Annotated in this window: 14 protein-coding genes; 6 read left to right on the forward strand and 8 right to left on the reverse strand. The window is 43.2% G+C overall.

The window, feature by feature from the left end; all coding sequences use genetic code 11:
• Window positions 1-55: 55 nt before the first annotated feature.
• The 8 genes from GRFL_RS14265 to GRFL_RS14300 all read right to left on the reverse strand — a co-directional run bounded on the left by GRFL_RS14265 (window position 56) and on the right by GRFL_RS14300 (window position 7,551).
• On the reverse strand, window positions 56-868 hold the full coding sequence (locus GRFL_RS14265) for an anti-sigma factor (protein WP_083645262.1): 813 nt from the start codon (window positions 866-868) through the stop codon (window positions 56-58).
• A 1-nt stretch (window position 869) separates the two neighbouring features.
• Complete coding sequence (locus tag GRFL_RS14270; RefSeq protein ID WP_083645263.1) at window positions 870-1,400, reverse strand: RNA polymerase sigma factor; 531 nt, start codon at window positions 1,398-1,400, stop codon at window positions 870-872.
• Window positions 1,401-1,489: 89 nt separating this feature from the next.
• On the reverse strand, window positions 1,490-2,128 hold the full coding sequence (locus tag GRFL_RS14275; RefSeq protein WP_083646161.1) for a superoxide dismutase family protein: 639 nt from the start codon (window positions 2,126-2,128) through the stop codon (window positions 1,490-1,492).
• Between the two features lie 191 nt (window positions 2,129-2,319).
• Window positions 2,320-3,075, reverse strand: a complete 756-nt coding sequence (locus tag GRFL_RS14280; protein WP_083646162.1) for a 3-keto-disaccharide hydrolase — start codon at window positions 3,073-3,075, stop codon at window positions 2,320-2,322.
• A 1-nt stretch (window position 3,076) separates the two neighbouring features.
• Complete coding sequence (locus GRFL_RS14285; protein ID WP_083645264.1) at window positions 3,077-4,138, reverse strand: sugar phosphate isomerase/epimerase family protein; 1,062 nt, start codon at window positions 4,136-4,138, stop codon at window positions 3,077-3,079.
• Between the two features lie 2 nt (window positions 4,139-4,140).
• Window positions 4,141-5,277 carry a Gfo/Idh/MocA family protein gene (locus tag GRFL_RS14290; protein WP_083645265.1) on the reverse strand — a complete coding sequence of 379 codons (1,137 nt, stop codon included), beginning with the start codon at window positions 5,275-5,277 and terminating at the stop codon, window positions 4,141-4,143.
• Window positions 5,278-5,286: 9 nt separating this feature from the next.
• A complete protein-coding gene (locus GRFL_RS14295) occupies window positions 5,287-6,525 on the reverse strand; it encodes an MFS transporter (RefSeq protein ID WP_083645266.1) in 1,239 nt (412 codons plus the stop codon).
• A gap of 21 nt (window positions 6,526-6,546) precedes the next feature.
• On the reverse strand, window positions 6,547-7,551 hold the full coding sequence (locus GRFL_RS14300) for a sugar phosphate isomerase/epimerase family protein (RefSeq protein ID WP_083645267.1): 1,005 nt from the start codon (window positions 7,549-7,551) through the stop codon (window positions 6,547-6,549).
• Window positions 7,552-7,698: 147 nt separating this feature from the next.
• On the opposite strand from GRFL_RS14300, the gene GRFL_RS14305 reads away from it, so the two are divergent.
• The 6 genes from GRFL_RS14305 (at window position 7,699) to GRFL_RS14330 (ending at window position 21,823) form a co-directional block, all read left to right on the forward strand.
• Window positions 7,699-9,402, forward strand: a complete 1,704-nt coding sequence (locus GRFL_RS14305) for a GMC oxidoreductase (protein WP_083645268.1) — start codon at window positions 7,699-7,701, stop codon at window positions 9,400-9,402.
• 12 nt (window positions 9,403-9,414) lie between these two features.
• Window positions 9,415-10,059 carry a gluconate 2-dehydrogenase subunit 3 family protein gene (locus tag GRFL_RS14310; protein ID WP_083645269.1) on the forward strand — a complete coding sequence of 215 codons (645 nt, stop codon included), beginning with the start codon at window positions 9,415-9,417 and terminating at the stop codon, window positions 10,057-10,059.
• 281 nt (window positions 10,060-10,340) lie between these two features.
• Window positions 10,341-13,433, forward strand: coding sequence for a SusC/RagA family TonB-linked outer membrane protein (locus tag GRFL_RS14315; RefSeq protein WP_083645270.1), 3,093 nt, complete (start codon window positions 10,341-10,343; stop codon window positions 13,431-13,433).
• A 10-nt stretch (window positions 13,434-13,443) separates the two neighbouring features.
• The gene (locus tag GRFL_RS14320; RefSeq protein ID WP_083646164.1) at window positions 13,444-15,042 is read left to right on the forward strand and encodes a RagB/SusD family nutrient uptake outer membrane protein; all 1,599 of its coding nucleotides are present in this window, start codon (window positions 13,444-13,446) and stop codon (window positions 15,040-15,042) included.
• 204 nt (window positions 15,043-15,246) lie between these two features.
• On the forward strand, window positions 15,247-18,474 hold the full coding sequence (locus tag GRFL_RS14325) for a VCBS repeat-containing protein (RefSeq protein ID WP_236995804.1): 3,228 nt from the start codon (window positions 15,247-15,249) through the stop codon (window positions 18,472-18,474).
• On the forward strand, window positions 18,458-21,823 hold the full coding sequence (locus GRFL_RS14330; protein WP_083646166.1) for a VCBS repeat-containing protein: 3,366 nt from the start codon (window positions 18,458-18,460) through the stop codon (window positions 21,821-21,823). The genes GRFL_RS14325 and GRFL_RS14330 overlap by 17 nt, the downstream gene beginning before the upstream one ends.
• The last annotated feature ends 11 nt before the right edge of the window (window positions 21,824-21,834 follow it).

Genomic DNA, 21,834 nt, shown 5'->3' on the forward strand with positions numbered 1-21,834 from the left:
CGTTTATGAGAAAAGCCCGGAGGGATCCGGGCTTTTCATTTGGTATAATTTGAGCTTATGGTGTTGCAGCAACCGCTCCCAGAACATATAATTGTTCCATGGTAGGCGCATCGCTTCCACCTTCAGGTTCCAGTGTAATACCGAATGCTTCTGATTCGTTCGCATTATCCAGTTGGAAAATCTTGTTATCATCCTGGTCAAACTCATCCAGTAAACCAATACTGGTAGGAGTAAGCGGGTTCAGTTTCAATGACCAAACCTGGTATACTTTTCCTCTCGGAGGTTCCGGAAGGTCTTTCGCATCTATATATGCCTTGTTTTCCTTTTTATTCCAATATACGGAGGCATAAGCTCCCGGAGCGGCTGTCTGGCCTTCAAGAGAAATACGTGTGATTTCCTTATTTCTGAGTACCGCCAGTAATTCTTCCGCTTTATCAGCGTTCTCACGGGCATCAGCGATCTGTTGCTCCATTTGTGCATTTCGTGCCTGCTCAGAATTAAGTTGTTCCCGCAGGGAGTTGTTGTCACCAATCATGAAGAAAAGGCCAACGATGGCAAGGAGACAGGCGGCCCAGCCAATATAGGCGGTCCAATGGGTTTTTTCCTGTGGCTCGAGGCGTTTTACCGGAGTTTCGGTTTTTTCGCCGCCCATTTTGCGCTTGATACTCGCCAGTAATGCTTCTGGATCATATGATGGGGCAGCAGCGGATGAAAGACTTATCAGTGCTTTTTCAATTTCTTCTACTTCTTTGCGAATTTCCGGATACTCTTTTAAAGCTTCCGTTACCTCTCTGCTTTCCGGTTCTGTTAAGGCACCGTAAACATAGAGTTCGAGAATTCCGGATGATATATATTCCTGTATATCCATATTATTCTGCTAAAATTTCACGAAGCTTGTTTATGCAGGCTCTGTTCTTGGTCTTGACCGTTCCCAGGGGCATTTCGAGTTCTTCGGCGGTTTCTTTTTGAGTAAAACCTTTGAAGAACAACAGGTCAATAAGCTTTTTACATATTGGCTTCAAAACATTAATATATTTAGAGATCCCAATGGCATCTGTCGTGGAAGAGAAATGCGATTTGTTCTCTAAAATATCTACGAAATTATCTGCTGCAAGGTTTTTCTGTTTGTTCTTATGGCTTTTGGAGCGTATCTGATCTATCGATGCATTCCGGGCGATGTTGAGAATCCAGGTGAAGAATCGCCCTTTACTGGAATTGTAGGAGGCGGCATTTTCCCAAATTTTCAGAAAAACATCCTGCATGATTTCTTCGGCTATCGTTTCGTCATGAACGATACTGTAAATGATTCCGTAGACACTTTCAGAATAGAGTTCATAAATTCTTTCAAAGGCTTTTTCATTGCCATTCTGAAGTTCCAGGATGAGTCCGTCTTGTTGCATAGGTTAGGAATTGAAGTTTTAAATATATGGATTACACCGAAATAAAAAAAGCGGCCGCTAAGCCGCTTATTCTTAATATTCAAAAAAATCTATTGTTCAGTATCCATATCACTGCTCATTCCAGTGCTCTCTTCGATCACACCACAACCTACGCGGTCTCCAGCAGCTCCTGATGGCTGAGAAGTAAAATCATCCACTCCGTTATGTACGATGATGGCATGTCCAAGAATATCCTTATTCTTGTCTCCACAACCAATACACCATTCATCGGTGCTCATGCTAATGGTTCCATTACCATTGGCGTCTACTTTGAAATTCCCGATATCACCTTTGTGGTATCCTTTAGAGTCACCCCACTTACCATGTTGCTCTCCGGTTGGATTCCAGTGACCTTTTGCGGAAGAACCATCTGCCGCGCTACAATCGCCCTGTTCGTGGATGTGGATGGCATGTTCGCCTTCAGCAAGACCAGAAATCATGGCGGTCATAGAAACTTCACCGTCTTCCTGGGTAAATACCACATTTCCGGTAAGACCTGAATCGTTGGTGGCCTGAAGCGTCACTTTTGCCTTTTTAACTTCCATGTCTTTTTGATCCATGTCTGAAGTCATTTCAGTATTTGACTCTTTATCCATGGAATCCATCTCATCGTTTTCTTTTTTGTTGTCTTTACATCCGGTAAGTACCAGACCAGCACAAAAAATCAGGGATAAACTAATACGTTTCATAATCATTCGATTGGTTTATTTTTCAGTTAAATCGAATCTAAAGTAACCCTAAAACCTGCAGTTACCAAAGATTTAAGGATAGCTTAACAATGCGGCGCCTGTCTTTCCATAAGATTAACAAAAGCGAACATTTCCGCAAGAAAAAAGCCATCCGGATGAGGATGGCTTTTTGGATTCAACTAATAAACTTTTTACAGTTCTTTAATCTTGATATTTTTAAATGAAACGGCATGGCCATGGTCCTGCAATGCCAGATGACCTTTGGTCTCTTTAGCAAAAGCGTCCCAACTGGCAAATTTGGAATTCTGAACCAATTCGTTCCAGCCTTCTCCGTTTACCGGGAATTCTACGATTCGCTCACCATTAAGTTCCACCCAGCCCTCATTTTTCTGATGATCGATATGAATGACCTCCTGGTTCCACTCTCCAGCAGGATTCACTACATTTTTTGCCGGGGGCACCATATCATATAGAGAGCCCGAAAGCCGGTTAGGACCATTTTTTGCATCAGGATGGCGCTCATCGTCCAGCACCTGAATTTCAGGGCCGGTTAAATAGGGTTCACCATATTTTTCATCTTCCTGAACGGCCCACATGATCCCGCTATTTCCTCCTTCGGAAATTTTCCAGTCTATCTTAAGTTCGAAATTTTCAAATTCTTCTTTTGAAATCAGGTTTTCTGCACCATTTCGCTCTTCAGCAGGAGTGAAGACAAGAGCTCCATCTTCCACGCGCCACTGGCTTGAAATACTATCTTTATTATAAGCTTTCCAGCCTTCGAGATTTTCCCCATTAAAAAGATCTTTCCATTCATCTTTCGTGGTTTGAGCAGTGGTATCGGTGACCATGGCCTGATCTCTTTCATTAGCCTCCTGATCATTATTATTCTTGCAGGCGGTTGTAGCGAGCATTGCAAAACAGCCGGCTGCCAATATTATTCTTTTCATGCTAGTCGGTTTTAAGTCCAAGTATTTTTTTAAGTCGGTTTTCATCAATTTCAGAACCAGCGAAATCGTCAAATCTTTTTTGGGTGGCTTCAATGATGTTCTTGGCGATGAAAGGCGCACCTTCGCGTGCTCCCTGTTCAGGAGACTTGATACAGCATTCCCACTCGAGCACTGCCCAAACATCACAGCCATATTCAGTAAGCTTAGAGAAAACCGTCTGGAAATCTACCTGCCCGTCTCCCGGGTGCCGATATCTTCCGGCTCGATCACGCCAGTCATTATAACCTCCGAACATGCCTTTTTTACCGGTTGGATTAAATTCAGCATCCTTGACATGGAACATTTTAATGTACTCATGATAGTGATCGATATATTCAATATAATCCAGCTGCTGTAACACGAAGTGGCTAGGATCGTAAAGAATGTTCACTCTTTTGTGATTGTGAGTGGCATCCAGAAATCGCTCAAATGTATCACCATCATGAAGATCTTCCCCGGGATGAATTTCATAGCAAACATCCACGCCATTTTCATCAAATTCATTCAGAATAGGCATCCATCTTTTTGCCAGTTCCTCGAAGCCCATTTCCACCAGGCCATCAGGACGCTGTGGCCATGGGTGAGCGGTGTGCCAAAGTAGCGAACCGCTGAAAGTGCCATGAACGTCTAAACCAAGGAATCTGCTTGCTTTTGCAGCATATTTTAACTGATTGACGGCCCACTCGGTTCTGGCTTTGGGATTGTTCTTATAATCATCTGGAGCGAAATTATCGAACATCAGGTCATAAGCCGGATGCACGGCAACCAGTTGTCCCTGCAGGTGAGTACTTAATTCAGTGATCTGCAGGCCATAACTTTCTACTTTTCCTTTTAGCTCCTGACAATACGTTTCACTTTCAGCAGCCTGTTTAAGGTTGATTAGCCGGGTTTCCCAGGTAGGGATCTGAATTCCTTTATAACCTAATTCCGAAGCCCATTTACATAGGCCGTCCAGAGAATTAAAAGGTGCTTTATCGTCCATGAACTGCGCGAGAAATACGGCAGGTCCTTTAATTGTCTTCATCATTAATCATCAAGTTTTATCCACACATTGCCCTCTTTGTGAGAAGCAACGGTCTTTTCAATAAATTTCATTCCGCGGGCACCTTCCTGTAAAAGGGGATAGGCACCGTCAAATTTCTTCTTACCATTGATGGCATTGGCAATTCCCAAGTAAATATTTCCCATGGAATCAAAAATACCTTCCGGGTGTCCCGGTGGCAGCTTGGTGCCTTCCAGAGAAAAATCTGAATTGTAAACATGGCCTGGTTTTAACACCTGAAGTGGTTTTCCGTCTACCATTAAATAGAGATAATTTGGGTTCTCCTGTTGCCATTTGAGCCCGCCTTTCTCTCCATAAATCTGTACGGTGAAATTGTTTTCTTCACCGGTAGCGATCTGGCTGGCTCTGAGAACGCCTTTTGCTTTACCTGAAAAACGGAGCAGCACTGTTCCGTCAATATCCATAGGATTATCTTCGTACAGGTAATTAAGGTCGGCCAGGATCTGTTCTACCTGCTGACCGGTCACGTATTCCACCATATTGAAAGCATGGGTCCCGATATCACCAATGCAGCAGCTAATGCCTGATTTACCAGGGTCCAGCCTCCAGGTACTCGAACGTTTTTCCTTATCGTGGATGATGGGGTTGATCCATCCCTGGTAATACTGGACGTCTACTTTTTGAATTTTCCCTATGACTCCGTCAGCGATCATTTGCTTCATCTGTCGCACCATCGGGTAGCCGGTGTAGGTGTAGGTGACCCCGAAAATTTTACCTTTTTCGGCTTGCAGATCTACCAGAACCTTGGCTTCTTCATAAGTGGTGGTGAGTGGCTTTTCGCAAATGACGTGAAAGTTGTTTTCCACGAGTTTTTTGGCCATCGGGAAATGCAGGAAGTTAGGTGTAAGCACTGAAATTACCTGAATTCGGTCTTCTTCAGCACGCTTATTTTCCTCTTCCACCAGATGATCCAGGTCACGGTAAAGCCGATCAGGATCCAGGCCCAGTTTTTTTCCGAAGTTGAGACTTTTGTCATAAGTAGGGTCAAAAACGCCTCCTACAACTTCATATTTATCGAACATGGAAGACGCTACGCGGTGAAGTACGCCGATTAGTGAATCTTCTCCACCGCCTAAAATCCCCAGTTTAATCTTACTCATAAACAGTTTTTAAATTTCTATTTGACTTTTATCTATTTTTTCGTTTCTGAAAAATAAGGCGAAAAGGATCATTACTCCAAATGCAAAGGCTGCCGGGAAGATCCAAATGGATTTCCAATCGTGGAGTTTTTCGCCCACCAGGTTGGAATCGCTAATAAGTCCTGCCACGTAAAAACCAATCAGCATTCCCACGCCATAGGTGGCGAGTGTGATCAATCCCTGCGCGGAACTTTTGAATTTTTCACCTGCTTTAAAATCGGTATAGATCTGGCCGGCCACAAAGAAAAAGTCATAGCACAGGCCGTGAAGAGCAATTCCCAGGATGAGCATAAAAACGAGCTCGCCGGCATCACCATAAGCGAATAACAGATAACGTATGGTCCAGGCAATCATCCCCGCGATAATGGTCATTTTAAAACCGAATCTTTTAAAGAAGAAGGGGAGCAGTAGCATAAAAAGTACTTCAGAAGCCTGACCTATGGTCATCAACCCGGTTGGATTTTCCGTACCGATTTCAGATAAAAATAAGTTGGCGTTTTGGTAATAAAAAGCCAGAGGGATACATATTAATACGGAAGCCAAAAAGAAAACCAGGAAATTTTTACTTTTCAGAAGGCTTAGCGCATCCAAACCTAAGGTTTCTACCAGGCTTACTTTTTTAGAACGGTCTACTGTTGGCGGAGTTTTAGGTAAGGTAAAGCTGAAAAGCCCCAAAAATGCTGAAGCGATTCCAACCATTAGGAAGGTGTTTCTTAGCATTCCCTCTTCTCGAGCTTCCGGAGCATCCCAAAAGAATACGTAACTAATTACCAGACCGGCCACGATCCAGCCAATAGTTCCAAAAACACGAATAAATGAAAACTCTTTTGCAGGGTCTTTCATCTGGTTGAAACTAACGGAATTTACCAGCGCCAGAGTAGGCATGTAGGCAATCATATAACCCAGGACAAGTGGATAAAATTCTGCAAAATTGGTGCTGTTATACATTAAATACATCAGTACGGCGCCTGCCAGATGCAGGATTCCCAGGATCTTTTCCGCGTTGAAAAAACGATCTGCGATAAGCCCAATAATAAAAGGAGCAATAATGGCTCCCCAGGACTGGGTGGAGAAGGCGGTAGCGATCTGTGCACCCGATGCATTCAGGTTAAAATCTAAAAAGGTACCTAAGGTTACGAACCATCCGCCCCAGATGAAGAATTCCAGGAACATCATGAGGGATAGTTGAAAGCGTACGAGTTTACTCATTTCGATACTTATTTTGTAGGGTTAGAGTTGTTTGGCTGAATTGATCAATAAGTTTTTAGTATCCATGATACCTTCCTCAGGAGAAATGTCGGTTCCTTCAAATTCTACCCCGATAAAACCAGTGTAGCCCGCATCTTTCACAATCTTCAGCATCTTTTTGTAATCTATCAACTCTTCCTCTCCGGCATCATCGAAGGTGTAAGATTTAGCGCTTACAGCTTTGGCATAAGGCATCATTTTTTCAACACCTTCATACCTTGGGTATTCCTCAATACATTTAGCTTCCCATCGTTCGCCGCCTTCACGTTTCAGGCAAAAATTACCAAAATCAGGAAGTGTTCCCACGTTTTCCATACCAACGCCCTTCATCACCTCCACCAGAAGATCCGCATCAGATGAAAGGTAGCCATGATTTTCTACGAGAATATTAATGTCTTTGTCTTCAGCATAAGTCGCCAGTTTTGACAAGCCATCTATAGAATTGGTTTTCCATTCTTCGGCTTCATCACTGCCGAATAGGTTCACACGAATGGAATGACAGCCTAGAAATGCTGCGGCATCTACCCATTTTTTATGATTTTCAACTGCCTGATTTCGCGCTACGGAATCATTGGCGGCCAGGTCGCCTTCCGCATCGACCATAAGCAACAAATTGCGAAGACCAAATTCTTCACTTTTTGCTTTCAGGGTATCTAATACGGCCTGCATTTCAGCTTCTGGATCTTCTGCATCCTTGATCCTCTGTGCGTAAAAAGCGGTAACGTATTCCAGGCCTTCAAAACCGTATTCATGGGCTTTTTCGGCAAAATCCATAGGATCCAGTTCTCCGGCGAAAATTGGTTTGTTCAAAGACCATTCTGCCAGTGAAAGTTTAAAGAAAAGGCTGTCTGTCGCGGTAGAATCCACATTGGCGGTTTCTCCCTGTTGTTCCTTATTGTTATTGTCTTTGCAGGAGGTGAAGGTAAAGCTCACCAATAAAAAGCTGAGTATCAGCAACTGCGATACTTTGAAGTAGTGTAGTCTCATTTTGTTTGACGCTAAAAGGTTTTAGTTATTTGCCTATGAATAATGAATTTTAAATGTAGTCTTTTTTTTAAAGATGTAAAATTTTGGGGTTAAATTTATATATTTGACAGACTTCGAACCCTAATATTATCAATAAACAATACAATTGTGAGCAATTTTTATGAAAATGACAGCTATGACGCGATAGTTGTTGGAACAGGTATCAGCGGAGGCTGGGCCGCAAAAGAACTAACCGAAAAAGGCTTTAAAACACTGGTGTTGGAAAGAGGCCGAATGGTGGAACACGTTAAAGATTATCCTACGATGAACGACGATCCGTGGGATTATAAATATAAAGGACAACTTCCACGTGAAGAAGTTAAAAGACAGGAGAAGCAGGCTCGTACCGGTTATACAGTTACCGAGTCCAGCAGGCACTGGTTTGTTGATGATATAAAGCATCCTTATAATGAAACGAAGCGTTTTGACTGGATGCGCGGGTATCACGTGGGGGGAAGATCAATTATGTGGGGTAGGCACAGCTATCGCTGGAGCGACCTCGATTTTGCGGCTAATAAACTGGATGGTCATGGTGTTGACTGGCCAATTCGTTATAAAGACATTTCGCCGTGGTATGATAAAGTAGAATCTTTTATTGGGGTTTGTGGGGAAAAACTTGGATTGAGCCAGTTGCCAGACGGGCAATTCCTGCCGCCTATGGATCTGAACTGCGTGGAGGATTATTTCAGAACCAGTATTTCAGATAACTTCAACGGAAGGGTCATGACTTCCGGAAGGGTAGCGCATATTACCGGAGATAAGAAATTTGAAGGTAGAAATAAATGCCAGTTTAGAAACCGATGTATCAGAGGTTGTCCTTATGGAGGATACTTCAGCAGTAACTCTTCTACACTGCCGGCTGCTGCCAAGACCGGAAATATGGATCTGAGACCTTATTCGATAGTTTCCGAAGTAATTTATGATCCAGAAACCAAACGTGCGAAAGGCGTCAAAGTGATCGATACGGAAACCAAGGAAGAATTCGAATATTATGCAAATGTGATCTTCCTTTGCGCATCGGCTATGGCTTCTACCAGCATTCTGATGCAGTCAAAATCTGACCGTTTTCCAAACGGACTAGGAAATGACAGTGGGGAACTGGGACACAATATTATGGACCACCACTTCCGAGTTGGTGCTTCGGGTAAATATGACGGTTTCCAGGATTCTTATTATAAAGGACGAAAACCTAACGGAATATACCTGCCTCGTTTCAGAAACCTAGAAGGAAATAAAGACAATCTTGATTTTGTACGTGGCTACGGTTACCAGGGTGGTGCCAGCCGCGGAAACTGGCAGGATATGATTGCTGAAGTGGGTTACGGAAAAGAACTGAAGGAAAAACTCACCGAGCCGGGAGGATGGACGATGGGACTGTTAGCTTTCGGAGAAACTTTACCGTATCATGAAAATAAAATGACTCTCGATTATGACAAACTGGATGAATGGGGACTACCAACCATCACGTTTGATGCTGAATTCAAGGAAAACGAGTTGAAAATGCGAAAGGATATGAGAGAGCAGGCCATCCAGATGCTGGAAAAAGCAGGATTTAAAGAGATTTCGTCTTATGATGATATCGGAGCACCAGGATTGGGAATTCACGAAATGGGAACCGCCAGAATGGGAAGAGATCCTAAAACCTCTGTTTTAAACGGAAATAACCAGGTTCATGAAGTTCCTAATGTGTATGTGACAGATGGAGCCTGTATGACATCTGCTTCCTGCGTGAATCCGTCGCTTACCTATATGGCACTAACCGCCAGGGCAGCCGATCATGCTTCTAAAAACTTTAAAAAATCCAACGCATAAAATTTCAGAATTATGGACAGAAGAAAAGCATTAAAAAATATAGGTCTGGGAGCAGGAATTTTTATCGTTGGACCTTCCACACTGAGTTTGCTGCAAAGCTGCAAGAATGAACCAGATTACGAATGGCAACCGGTGTTCCTATCGGCTTCCCATGGTTTTGCACTGAAAAGGATCCTGGACGTGATCATTCCAAAGACCGATACTCCCGGAGCTTCTGATCTGAACATCGCTCAGTTCATCGATTCGTATATGGACGTGGTGGCAGACCTGGACAGGAGAGATCATTTTGTAAAATCTTCCGAAGCTTTTTCCGCAGCTTTTAAAAATGAATATGATAAGGCCCATGAAGACGGAACCGATGAAGATTTTGAGAATATCGTGAAGAAATACCTGAAGGCCACTCCAGCTGAAAAGGAGGAGTATGCCAAACGAAACACAGAAACCCAGGATATGCAGGAACAGGAATCAGAAATGCCGATGGATCCTGACGCTGGAGCGCTGGCCTATCTAACCAGTGTTCGGGAAATGGCGATCTGGGCCTGGAAAAACAGTGAAGTAATAGGGGAAGAAGTGATGTGGTACGATCCCGTGCCAGGTCAATATATTCCTTGTGGTCCTGTAGAAGAATTAGGAGGTGGAAAAGCCATGTCCTTATGATTTAGAATTCCACATTTTATTAACAATTTCAAAAACCGAAATTGGAGTACATGCTCTGGTTTCGGTTTTTTGATTTTACGAATCTTATAGTAAGTTATTCTAAAACTGAGAATAATGAGTTTTATTGACCTCAGATTATAAAAAGTAAAATTTACGCTTATAAATTTAGCGAAATCGTTTTCGTGGAAAATTTGCATTTTGGCTGCTTTATTAACAAATATTTATATACATTTATAACTGTTGTGAGCTTTAATTAAACTATCCAAATTAAACTATTTCTTATGAAAAAACTTATTTTCAGGAGCCTCTTGTGCGCTATCGCTATGCTTACATTCAGCATGGCGCAGGCGCAAACTGTTTCTGGTACGGTAACCGACGAGAGTGGGCCGCTGCCAGGAGTGAACGTTTCAGTAAAGGGAACTTCTAACGGTACTACTACCGATTTTGACGGGAATTACACATTGAACAATGTTCCCGGAGATGCTACTCTCGTTTTTAGTTTCGTGGGTTTTGAAACTCAGGAACTTGGAGTTGGAGGTCGTTCGACTATTGATGTGAACATGACGACCGATGCCTCCGAACTCGATGAAGTCGTACTGATTGGGTACGGTCAAACAACCGTTCGGGATGCGACCGGGGCCGTAGCTTCGGTAAGTTCAGAAGACTTCAACAAAGGGAATATTTCTTCTCCCGAGGAATTGATCCAGGGTAAAACCGCCGGGGTGCAGATCACCCAGGCCAGTGGAGAGCCAGGTGCCGGAATCGCCCTGCGTATTCGGGGTACGACTTCGGTACGTTCTAATAACAACCCGCTATTCGTAGTAGACGGTGTGCCATTGGCAGGAGACGACACGACTTCAGGTACTGGTGACCTTGGTGTTGGTTCTGGTTCAGCAAGAAACCCTTTGAACTTCTTAAATCCAAGCGATATCGAAAGTATCAGTGTTTTGAAAGATGCTTCAGCTACTGCGATCTATGGTTCCAGAGGTGCCAATGGGGTGGTGATCATCCAGACCAAATCTGGTCGTGGAATGCGCGGAACTTCATTTTCATATGATGCTTCCGTAAGTGTTGCCAATGCTTCTAATACGTATGATCTGCTGAATCGTGAGCAATTCCTGAATGCTGTGGAACAGTATGGAGGAGACCGCGATGCACAGGATTTTGGAGCAGATACTGACTGGCAGGATGTGATTACCAGAACTGCCTTCTCTCAGAACCACGCTTTTTCCTTTATGAACAGTTACAAATCTGGAAACCTTCGTCTTTCATTAGGTTATAATAATATTGAAGGAGTTGTGGAAAATTCTGAAATGGAACGTTTAACCGGAAGGTTGAATGCAAACCATAGATTCTTTGATGATAAATTAAATCTTTCGCTTCAGGCTACGCTTTCAAAAGTAGATGATATGGCAGCGCCAATTAGTAATAATGCCGGTTCAACCGGGGATTTATTGGGGGCTGCTTATTATGCGAACCCTACATGGCCTGCGGAATTAAGTTTCGATCCTGTTGGAAATGCGATCAACCCGTTACAGATCCTTGAATATGTTCAGGATCAAACCGAGACTAACAGAGCATTGATCAACTTTTCAGCGGATTATGATATTCTGGATAACCTGAACGCTAAAGTGACCTTAGGTTATGATAAGTCAAAAGCTGAAAAAACAGCCGTGGTTTCCGGAGATGTTGTTGGTTTCGCCAACGGTGCTCCAGGGAACGGCCGCGGACTTCTTTACGATCTGGAAGCGACCAACCGCTTGTTGGATTTCGTAGTGAACTACGAGAAAGAGTTCGAAAATTCTAATTTCTCTGCATTATTAGGTTATTCCTTCCAGGATTTCCATAGAGAAGGAAGAAATGCTTCGGCTTTTGGATTTGCTTCTACCAATATGGACCAAATGGTTAGCCAGTTCAGAAGTGATCTTGGAGCTTTGGAAGGAGCTATCAATAGATCATACCAGCAATTGCGTTATAGCGATTCCGGTTTCCTGATCGATGCCTTATTCCCTGATGTGGAAACAGGAATCTCTCAAACTGCTCCTTCGGGGATCAGTACCAGAACGATTACTGGTGGTCTTTATGACAATACTGATGAACTTCAGTCATTCTTCACTCGTTTGAACTACTCTTTAATGGATAAGTATTTGTTTACTTTCACAATGAGAGCTGATGGTTCTTCAAGATTTGGACCTGAAAATCGTTACGGTTACTTCCCTTCAGCAGCTTTCGCATGGAAGATCGATGAAGAGGCTTTTATGCCAGATAGCTTTTCTACGTTCAAACTTCGTCTAGGATACGGGATCACCGGTAACCAGGAAGGACTTGGATACGGAAACTTTACTACAAGACGAATCCTGAATGGTTATGGAATCGATAACGGTGGAAACATCAACGGTGGTGGATTAGGAACTGCCGGTTTCGCCAACCCAGACCTTAAATGGGAAGAAACTTCTCAGGCTAACGTAGGGGTAGATTTCGGTTTTGCAAACGATCGTCTTTCTGGTAGTCTGGATTTCTATTATAAGGATACTCAGGACCTATTGCTCTTGGCTCAGAACGCACAGCCGAGTCCAGCCGCCTACTCGTTTACGAATATTGATGGAAACGTGATCAATAAAGGGGTGGAATTCGCTATTGAATATGATATTCTTGATTCAGAAGATTTCTTCTGGAATCTTGGTTTCAATATTTCTTATAACGATAACGAGCTTAGAAACTTTGACGGTCTTATCGAGACTGCTCAGATCTCTGGCCAGGGTCTTACCGGTGCTTTCGCTCAGCTGCTTGCTGAAGGAAGACCATTGTTCTCCTATTATTTAAGAGAATTCGCCGGATACGATGCTAACGGAATTTCAATTTATCCAAACGGAGATCAGCAGGAATTCGTAGACAAGAGCGCCCTGCCAACTACAAACCTTGGTATTAACACTCGTGCGGAATACAAGAACTTTGACGCATCTTTGTTCTTCTCTGGGCAGTACGGTTTCTATATTTATAACAACACCGCGAACGCCTTCTTTACAGCAGGTAGTATCAACAGTGGTCGAAATGTGACGACTGATGTACTGACCTCGGGTGAATCTCCAGCGAACGCTCCAGACGTATCTACAAGATTCCTGGAAAAAGGTGATTTCTTAAGACTTCAGAACGCCAGCATTGGTTATACTTTTGATCTGAATGAGAATTCATTCCTGGATAACCTGAGACTGTATGTAAATGGTCAAAACCTGTTTGTGATTACAGATTATAGTGGACTTGATCCGGAAGTTAACACGCAGACTCCTTTGAACAATCTGCCAACAGCCGGGATCGATTATACCTCTTTCCCAAGGCCAAGAACATTCACTTTCGGTTTAAATGCTAAATTCTAAAAAATTGATAATGAAAAATTATAGATTAAATTTAATAGTCGCGGCCTTCTGTGCGTTGGGAATCAGTTCCTGTACAGACCTCGAGATCGAGGAGACCGATTCGATAATTGTAAACCAGACAGGGGAGTTCACCGGGGTTTCAGATGTTGATGCGACCTTAAACGGTATTTATGATGCCGTACGCGGACAGCTGGAAAACCAGGCAAACCTGTATGCACTGAACGAAGTAAGTTCAGATGAATATTTAGTGCCTACTCGTGGAACCGACTGGGGAGATAACGGGGTTTGGAGAACTTTGCACCAGCATTCCTGGTCGCCAATTCACCCGTACGTGCGTGATGTATGGAACGAACAGAACTCAAATGTTTTCCGTACTACGGAAGTAATTGATTCCAGAAGTAATCCATCTGCCTCTCAGGAAGCAGAGGCTCGTTTTCTTCGTGCCTTCAGTATGTTTTGGGTGATGGATCTTTACGGGCAGGTGCCTTTTAGAGAGCCAGACGAAGGAATCGATGTAGATCCTCGAGTACTTACAAGAACTGAAGCTTTTGATTTTATCGTGAATGACCTGAATGTGGCAGTTTCCAATTTGGAAGCTGTTGGACCGGGAACTGGAACGAATAAGGCTACTAAAGCAGCTGCTCATTTCCTATTGGCAAAATTATACCTTAATAAGCATATTTACACCGGTTCAGGTTCTCCTGCTGCCAGTGATATGCAGGAAGTGGTGAGCCATGTCGATGCTATTGAAGGCATGGGCTTTGGATTGGTTGACGGATATTTCGGGATTTTCTCTGATAAGATCGATAATGAAACTATCTGGTACACCAATTCAGGTGTTGGAAACGTGATCTGGAATACATTGCATTATAACCAAACAACTCCGGCTAACAGTGGTGGAGGATGGAATGGTTTCACCACACTTTCTGAATTTTATGATCTTTTTGAAGGAGATCCAAACTCCAATTACGAAGGTGACGGCCAGGAAGAAAGACGTGGTTTTGTTCCAAAAGCCGGTAGCGCTGTTGGAGTAGATTTCGACGGTGACGGTGTGCCAGATGACCTGGATGAAGACGGCGACGGAATGCTTGACGGTTCACAAATTGGTTTCGGTCTTCTAATTGGCCAGCAATACGCGATCGATGGTTCCAAGCTTCAGGCTGAAGTTGGTAAAGACCTTATTTTCACCAAAGAATTACCAGGACTGCTTGGTAACGGGCAGAGCACTGGAGTTCGTATGTTGAAATATCACCCATCCAACGGGTCGTACACCGGTCATAAAATCATCTTCCGTTATGCAGATGCTTTATTGATGAAGGCTGAAGCAGCTATGAACGGCGGTGGCGGTGATGCACTGGAGATCGTTAACGAGTTAAGAACGATTCGTAAAGCCACTCCATTAACTTCAGTTTCAGCTGATGATCTTATCGATGAACGAGGTAGAGAGATGTACGGAGAGTTCTGGAGAAGGAATGACCTGATCCGTTTCGGTAAGTTTACTGAAACCTGGGAATTCAAAGATAATACGGAAGAATTCAGAACATTATTCCCAATCCCGGCTTCGGCAATTATTTCCAATCCGAACTTAACGCAAAATCCGGGTTATTAATTACTTAGGTAACCAAAATAGGAAAGAGGGCTTCGGCCCTCTTTTTTGTTATAGATTTGTTAAAAAATTTACATCAGTTTTTATATATTCGAAGAAATTAAAGGGCAGATTTGTGTGATGGATAAATATTTCAGGTTTTTTTTAGTAATTACCTGCATCTGCTTTTTTGCGTCATGCAAGAAAGACTCTTTCTTATTTGAAAGATTGCCCGCTTCTCAAACCGGCATCAGCTTTTCGAATGATCTTGATCCGGAATCTCCGTTTAATATTTTCAATTATCTCTATTACTACAATGGCGCGGGTGTTGCCGCGGCCGATTTTAACCGGGACGGCCTCATCGACCTGTATTTTACCGGCAATCAAACTGCTGATAGGCTATATCTCAATAAAGGCAATTTTCAGTTTGAAGACGTGACAAGCCTTACCGGGATCGATAATACTTCCGGCTGGACGACCGGTGTCTCCAATGTAGATATTAATAATGATGGTTTGATGGACCTGTATGTTTGCAAGGTCAGTGAACTGTCAGATCCGCGTGATCACAATCGCTTGTATCTGAATCTGGGAGTAGACGGCAACGGCGTTCCGAAATTTAAGGAACAAGCTGAAGCATTTGGTTTGGCTTTTCAGGGATATTCCACACAGTCGGCTTTTTTTGATTATGACCTGGATGGTGATCTGGATATGTATTTGCTCAATCATTCCACGCATCCCAATCGCAATTATGGCCGCGGTTCAAAAAGAAATTCCGTGGATGCCAAATCTGGCGACCGGCTGTACGAAAATGAAAATGGAAAATTTCGAGATGTCTCTGCCGAAGTCGGTTTGCACCAGGGAATTATTGGTTACGGGCTTGGAATTTCAGTGGGCGATCTCAACGCTGATGGTTTCCCCGATCTCTACATAGGGAATGATTTTTTTGAAAATGATTACGTCTATATCAACCAGCAGGATAAAACTTTCCGCGATATTAATGCGGAAGAGCACGGAGGTATTGGTCACACCACTCATTTCTCTATGGGCAATGACATCGCCGATGTGAATAACGACGGCCTGCCTGATATTCTTTCTTTGGATATGCTTCCGCAGGATCTGGAGACCTATAAAACTTCTGGTCTCGAACATCCTTACCAGACCTACAGCAATTACCTGAGAAATGGTTTCAACCCGCAATACATGCAAAATACCTTGCAGCTAAATAATGGTTCCGGTTTTTCAGAAACAGCCTTTTTGAGCGGTATTGCAGCTTCTGAATGGTCATGGGGAGCCTTGTTTGCTGATTTTGACAACGATTCCTTCCAGGATGTTTACATTACCAACGGGATCAAGGGCGCTACGAACGACATGGATTATATCCGGTTTATTTCGAATGAAAAAATTCAGAAACAGCTAAGCCAGGGTGAAAATGCAAATTTTGAAAAGATCATCCAGGAACTTCCGGAGAAAAAGGTGCCAAATTGCTTTTTTCAGAATAATGGAGATCATGTTTTTGAAGATCGCAATGGGGAGTGGATCGAAAATATTTCCAGTTTCAGCCACGGCTTTGTTTATGCCGATCTCGACAATGATGGGAACCTGGACCTGGTGGTGAATAATACCGATGAGGAAGCTTTCGTATATAGAAATAATATGAACTCAGAAAGCACCAATTTCCTGGATGTTGAACTTAACGGTTCGGCTAATAACAGAAACGGGATAGGCGCGAAAGTATTTGTTTACACTAAAGGCAATCTACAGTTTCGGGAGCATTATCTCACGCGCGGCTATCTTTCATCGCTGGCCCCAGGATTACATTTTGGTTTGGACAAGCATAAGAAAATAGATTCTTTAAGGATCGTTTGGCCAGATGCTTCTTCAGAAATTCTTCGATCGGTAGCAGCCAATCAAAAGCTGGTGTTGGACTATAGCAATGCCGTAAAGGCTCCCAGCAAGCCTGTCAGAAAAGAAAACTCTAACTTTCTAGAGCCAAAAGATGCTGTTTTTGATTATGTGCATGAAGAGCAGTCCAGCTTAGAATTTAACCGCGAAGTGCTCATTCCTTATGCATCGACGAATCTTTCTCCGCGTTGTAGCGTGGGTGATTTGAATAATGACGGATTGGAAGATATCATTTTTGGCGGCGGAAAATCTCAGCAAGCAGAAGTTTATTTGCAGGATCTGGAAGGAACATTTACAAAATTGGAAAATATGCTCGCTGGCAATGCGATTGCTGAGAACACTGATCAGGTGATTTTTGATGCTAATGGCGATGGCCTCAACGATATCCTGATGGTTTCCGGAGGAAATGAATTTCAGAAAGGAGCTGCGCTGAAGCCAAGATTGTACTTTCAGGAAAATGGCAAATTTACAGAAGACAGCCTGGCTTTTCAAAATATCGAACTGAATGCGTCCCGCGTGAAGGCCGTTGATTTTAATAATGACGGCGCCCTGGATGTTGCGATAAGCGCTGATGTGGTTCCCGGAAAATTTGGGGAAATCCCGCGGCAGTATTTATTCCTGAATAACGGGAAAGGTCAGTTTTCTGATGTTACCCAGCAGTTTTCTGAAGATTTTGGAAGTGCAGGAATGGTGCATGATATGGAATGGATAGACCTGAATCAGGATGGTTTTCTAGACGTGGTGCTAGCCGGCTACTGGATGCCCATCACCATTTTGATCAATGAAAAAGGTAGATCTTTACGAAAACTGGATAGTCAACTTGGAAATAGCAATGGCTGGTGGAACTGTATTCGCGTTGCCGATTTTGACCAGGACGGTGATTTGGACCTGGTTGCAGGAAACTGGGGGTTGAACAGTAGGCTGGAAGCTTCGGTGGAACAACCATTGAGTTTGTACCTGAATGATTTTGACGAGAATGGTTCGAAAGATCCGGTTATCACGTATTTTTATAAAAATGAGGAAACTCCTTTTGCTTCCAAAGACGAGCTGGATCGCCAGATGCCATTTCTGAAGAAAAAATTCACCACCTACCAGTCATATGCACAGGCTGAATTTTCTTCTATCTTTCCGGAGGAAAAGCTGGAAAACGCGAGTCTTCGTAAGGTTTACGAATTGGGAAGCTGCTATTTTGAGAATACGGGAGATCTTCAGTTTAAAAAGCACCGTCTGGGATTTGAAGCTCAGGTTTCTTCGGTTTTTGACATCGCGGTGGAAGATTTTAATGGCGATGGTTTCCCAGATCTGTACCTGGTTGGGAATAATTACGAAATCAGTACGCAATTGGGGAGGTTGGATGCACTTCATGGAGCTTTGCTTTTAAATAATTCCGAAGGAGCATTCAAAAATTCAACAAATACACCGTTCCTTCAGGGGCCGGCGAGAAATATTCAAAAAATCAATATTAACGGCCGGCCGCATCTTGTGGTGACCTTCAATGGAGGTGAACCGGCCGTTCTGGAACTTAATCTATCAGAAAATGAACATAAAGACTAATTGGATATCCTGTTTTTTAGGATTGGGAATCGCGTTATTTTCAGCCTGTAAATCTGATGATCGGAAAGAAGAAAAGAGCGCTTCCGAAGAACTGAATGAAAATGCCCTTTTCACGCTGATGTCTGCTGATTCTACCGGAGTCGATTTTTTCAATGAGGTCAAGAACAAACCTGATTTCAACATTTTCAGGTACCGGAATTTCTACAACGGCGGTGGCGTGGCCATTGGAGACATCAACAATGACGGGCTTCCGGATATTTATTTCACCGGAAACATGACCAGCAATAAGCTGTACCTGAACAAAGGAAATTTTCAGTTTGAAGATATTACAGAAAGGGCTGGAGTTGCCGGCAACAAACCCTGGTCTACCGGCGTGAATATGGTTGATATCAATAATGACGGCCTGTTGGATATCTATGTGAGCAATGCCGGGAACATGGAAGGTGACAACCACAATAACGACCTGTTCATTAATAACGGCGATCTCACGTTCACTGAAATGGCCAAAGAATACAACCTTGCCGAAACGGGATTTAGCACGCATGCCGCGTTCTTCGATTATGACAAAGATGGGGATCTGGACGCCTATATCTTGAATAACAGCAATATTCCTGTAAGCAGCCTTGGGTATGCGGAACAGCGAAACGTTCGGGCCCAGGACTGGGAGGGCGTTCCAAAGATCTTCCGTGGGGTTGGCGATATGCTTTTAAGAAATGATGACGGGAAGTTTACTGATGTTAGCGAGGAGGCCAATATCTACGGAAGCCTGATCGGTTTCGGTCTTGGCGTCATGGTAAGCGATTTCAACAACGACCTGTATCCCGATATTTACGTTTCCAACGATTTTTACGAAAGAGATTACCTATACATCAACAACCAGGATGGTACTTTTACGGAAGATATTGAAAACTGGACTTCGCACCTGTGTCTTTCGGCGATGGGAATTGATATGGCCGATATCAATAATGATGGTTTTGCCGATATTTTTATTACTGATATGCTTCCCGATTCGGAAGAACGGGTAAAATCAGTTATGGAATTTGAGGGGTATAACGTCTTTAAACTGAAACAAAGTAAGGACTTTTTTCAGCAGTATATCCACAATACACTACAGCTGAACAACGGGAACAATTCCTTTTCTGAAATTGCCCATTTTAGCGGCGTGGAAAGTACCGATTGGAGCTGGGCCGGCCTCATTTTTGACATGGATAACGACGGTCTTCGTGATATTTACGTGACTAACGGGATCAACCATGACCTTACCGATCTCGATTTTGTACAGTTTTTTGCCAATGAGATCATTCAGAAAATGGCTCTTACAGGGAAAAAAGAGGCGATAGACAGCATTATCAAGAAAATGCCGGTGACACCATTGCCCAACTATGCATTTCACAATACTGGCGACCTGAAATTCAAAGATGCAGCGAAAGATTGGGGAATGGGAACACCCAGTTTATCAAACGGTTGTGCTTACGGTGACCTGGATAATGATGGTGACCTGGATCTGGTGGTCAATAATGTGAATATGACCTCTTTTGTATATCGCAATAATTCTGAAAAACACAAGGGACATAACTTTCTGCGGTTGAAATTAAAAGGTTCTGAAAAGAACCAGTTTGGCATTGGCAGCATCATCCGGCTTTATCACGGTGAAGAAGTTATGATGCAGGAACAAAATCCCTCGCGAGGGTTTCAGTCTTCTATGGATTATGTGCTGAATATTGGCCTCGGAAAGACCGAAAATATTGATTCCCTCCGGATCGTATGGCCTAATAACAGGTCGCAACTTTTAAAGAATATTCCCGTAAACCAGCTTTTAACACTGGATATCCAGAAGGCGAATGAAGCATATAAAGCCCCGAAACCAGAAAAAAAACAAAGATTACTTACAGAAATTCCAAACCAGTCACTGGAAAGTCACCAGGAGAACAGTTATACTGATTTTGATTACGAAGGAATGATCTATAAAAAACTTTCGCAGGAAGGTCCGGCAATGGCTGTTGGTGATATAAACGGAGATGGAAACGAAGATGTATTCATTGGGGGCGCAAAAAAACAGCCCGGTACCATTTACCTGAATCGTGGGAATGGCAAACTTCAGAAAAGCGTTCAGAAAAACCTGGATGCCGATTCCAATTATGAAGATACTGCAGCCGCCTTTTTCGACGCTGATGGTGACGGGGACCTGGATTTGATGATTGGGTCCGGCGGAAACGAGATCGGCGAGGAGAAGAATTACCGTCCCCGATTATATTTGAATGACGGGAAAGGCAATTTTAGCAATACAGATAAAACCATCCCGGCCGTCAACCAGAATATTTCCGCGATCGCACCTTATGATTTTGATGGCGATGGCGACATGGATATTTTTGTGGCATCGCGCAGTGTAGCGGTGAATTACGGAATTGATCCGCAGCATTTGTTCCTAGAAAATCGTGGAAATGGGGAGTTTGTGAACGCAACGGAGCGCATTGCTTATGATCTCAAATACGCCGGAATGATTACCGCTGCCATCTGGGAAGATATAAATGGCGATGGAAAGAAAGACCTTGTAACGGTTTCTGATTGGGGAGCGCCACGGGTTTTTACCAATTCCGGTAGACGCCTGAGCTACCTGAAAAGCAACCTCCAGGATTACGAGGGCTGGTGGAATACGGTGGAAGCGGCAGATCTTGATAATGACGGGGATATGGACCTTGTGCTGGGTAATAAAGGCGAAAATGTGCCCTACAAAACTTCTGAAAAGGAGCCGATGAAAATGTGGGTAAACGATTTTGACAATAACGGAACCATTGAACAGATCGTTACCAAACAAAAAGACGGGAAGGATTATCCCTTGCATATGAAAAGCGAAATGATCTCGCAGCTTGTTTTCTTAAAGAAAGGAAACCTGAAAGCTTCAGATTATGCCAAAAGGACGATACAGGAGTTAATTCCTTCAGACAGGATCAAGAATTCAATCATTAAAAAAGCAGTGATTTCTGAATCAGTGATCGCAGTCAATGATGGCAACGGTCAGTTCCGAATTCAGAAACTGCCTGCCCGTGCCCAGTTTTCCTGTGTTTGCGGAATTACCTGTACGGATGTGAACAACGACGGAAACCTGGACCTGGTAATGGGCGGTAATGATTTCGAGTTTAAACCACAGTTTTCACGCCTGGATGCCAGCTACGGAAATGTTTTACTGGGGGATGGAAAAATGAATTTTGACTGGCAGGATTATTCGAAAAGTGGTTTTAATATTAAGGAAGAAATCAAATTCCTGAAGCAATTCCATGATAAGAACGGCAAGACTTTCGTAATCGCAGCTATTAACAATGAAAAACCTAGAGTTTTTGAGATCAATTAAATTTTCGGCAA

This window comes from Christiangramia flava JLT2011 (assembly GCF_001951155.1).
Classification (GTDB): Bacteria; Bacteroidota; Bacteroidia; order Flavobacteriales; family Flavobacteriaceae; genus Christiangramia; species Christiangramia flava.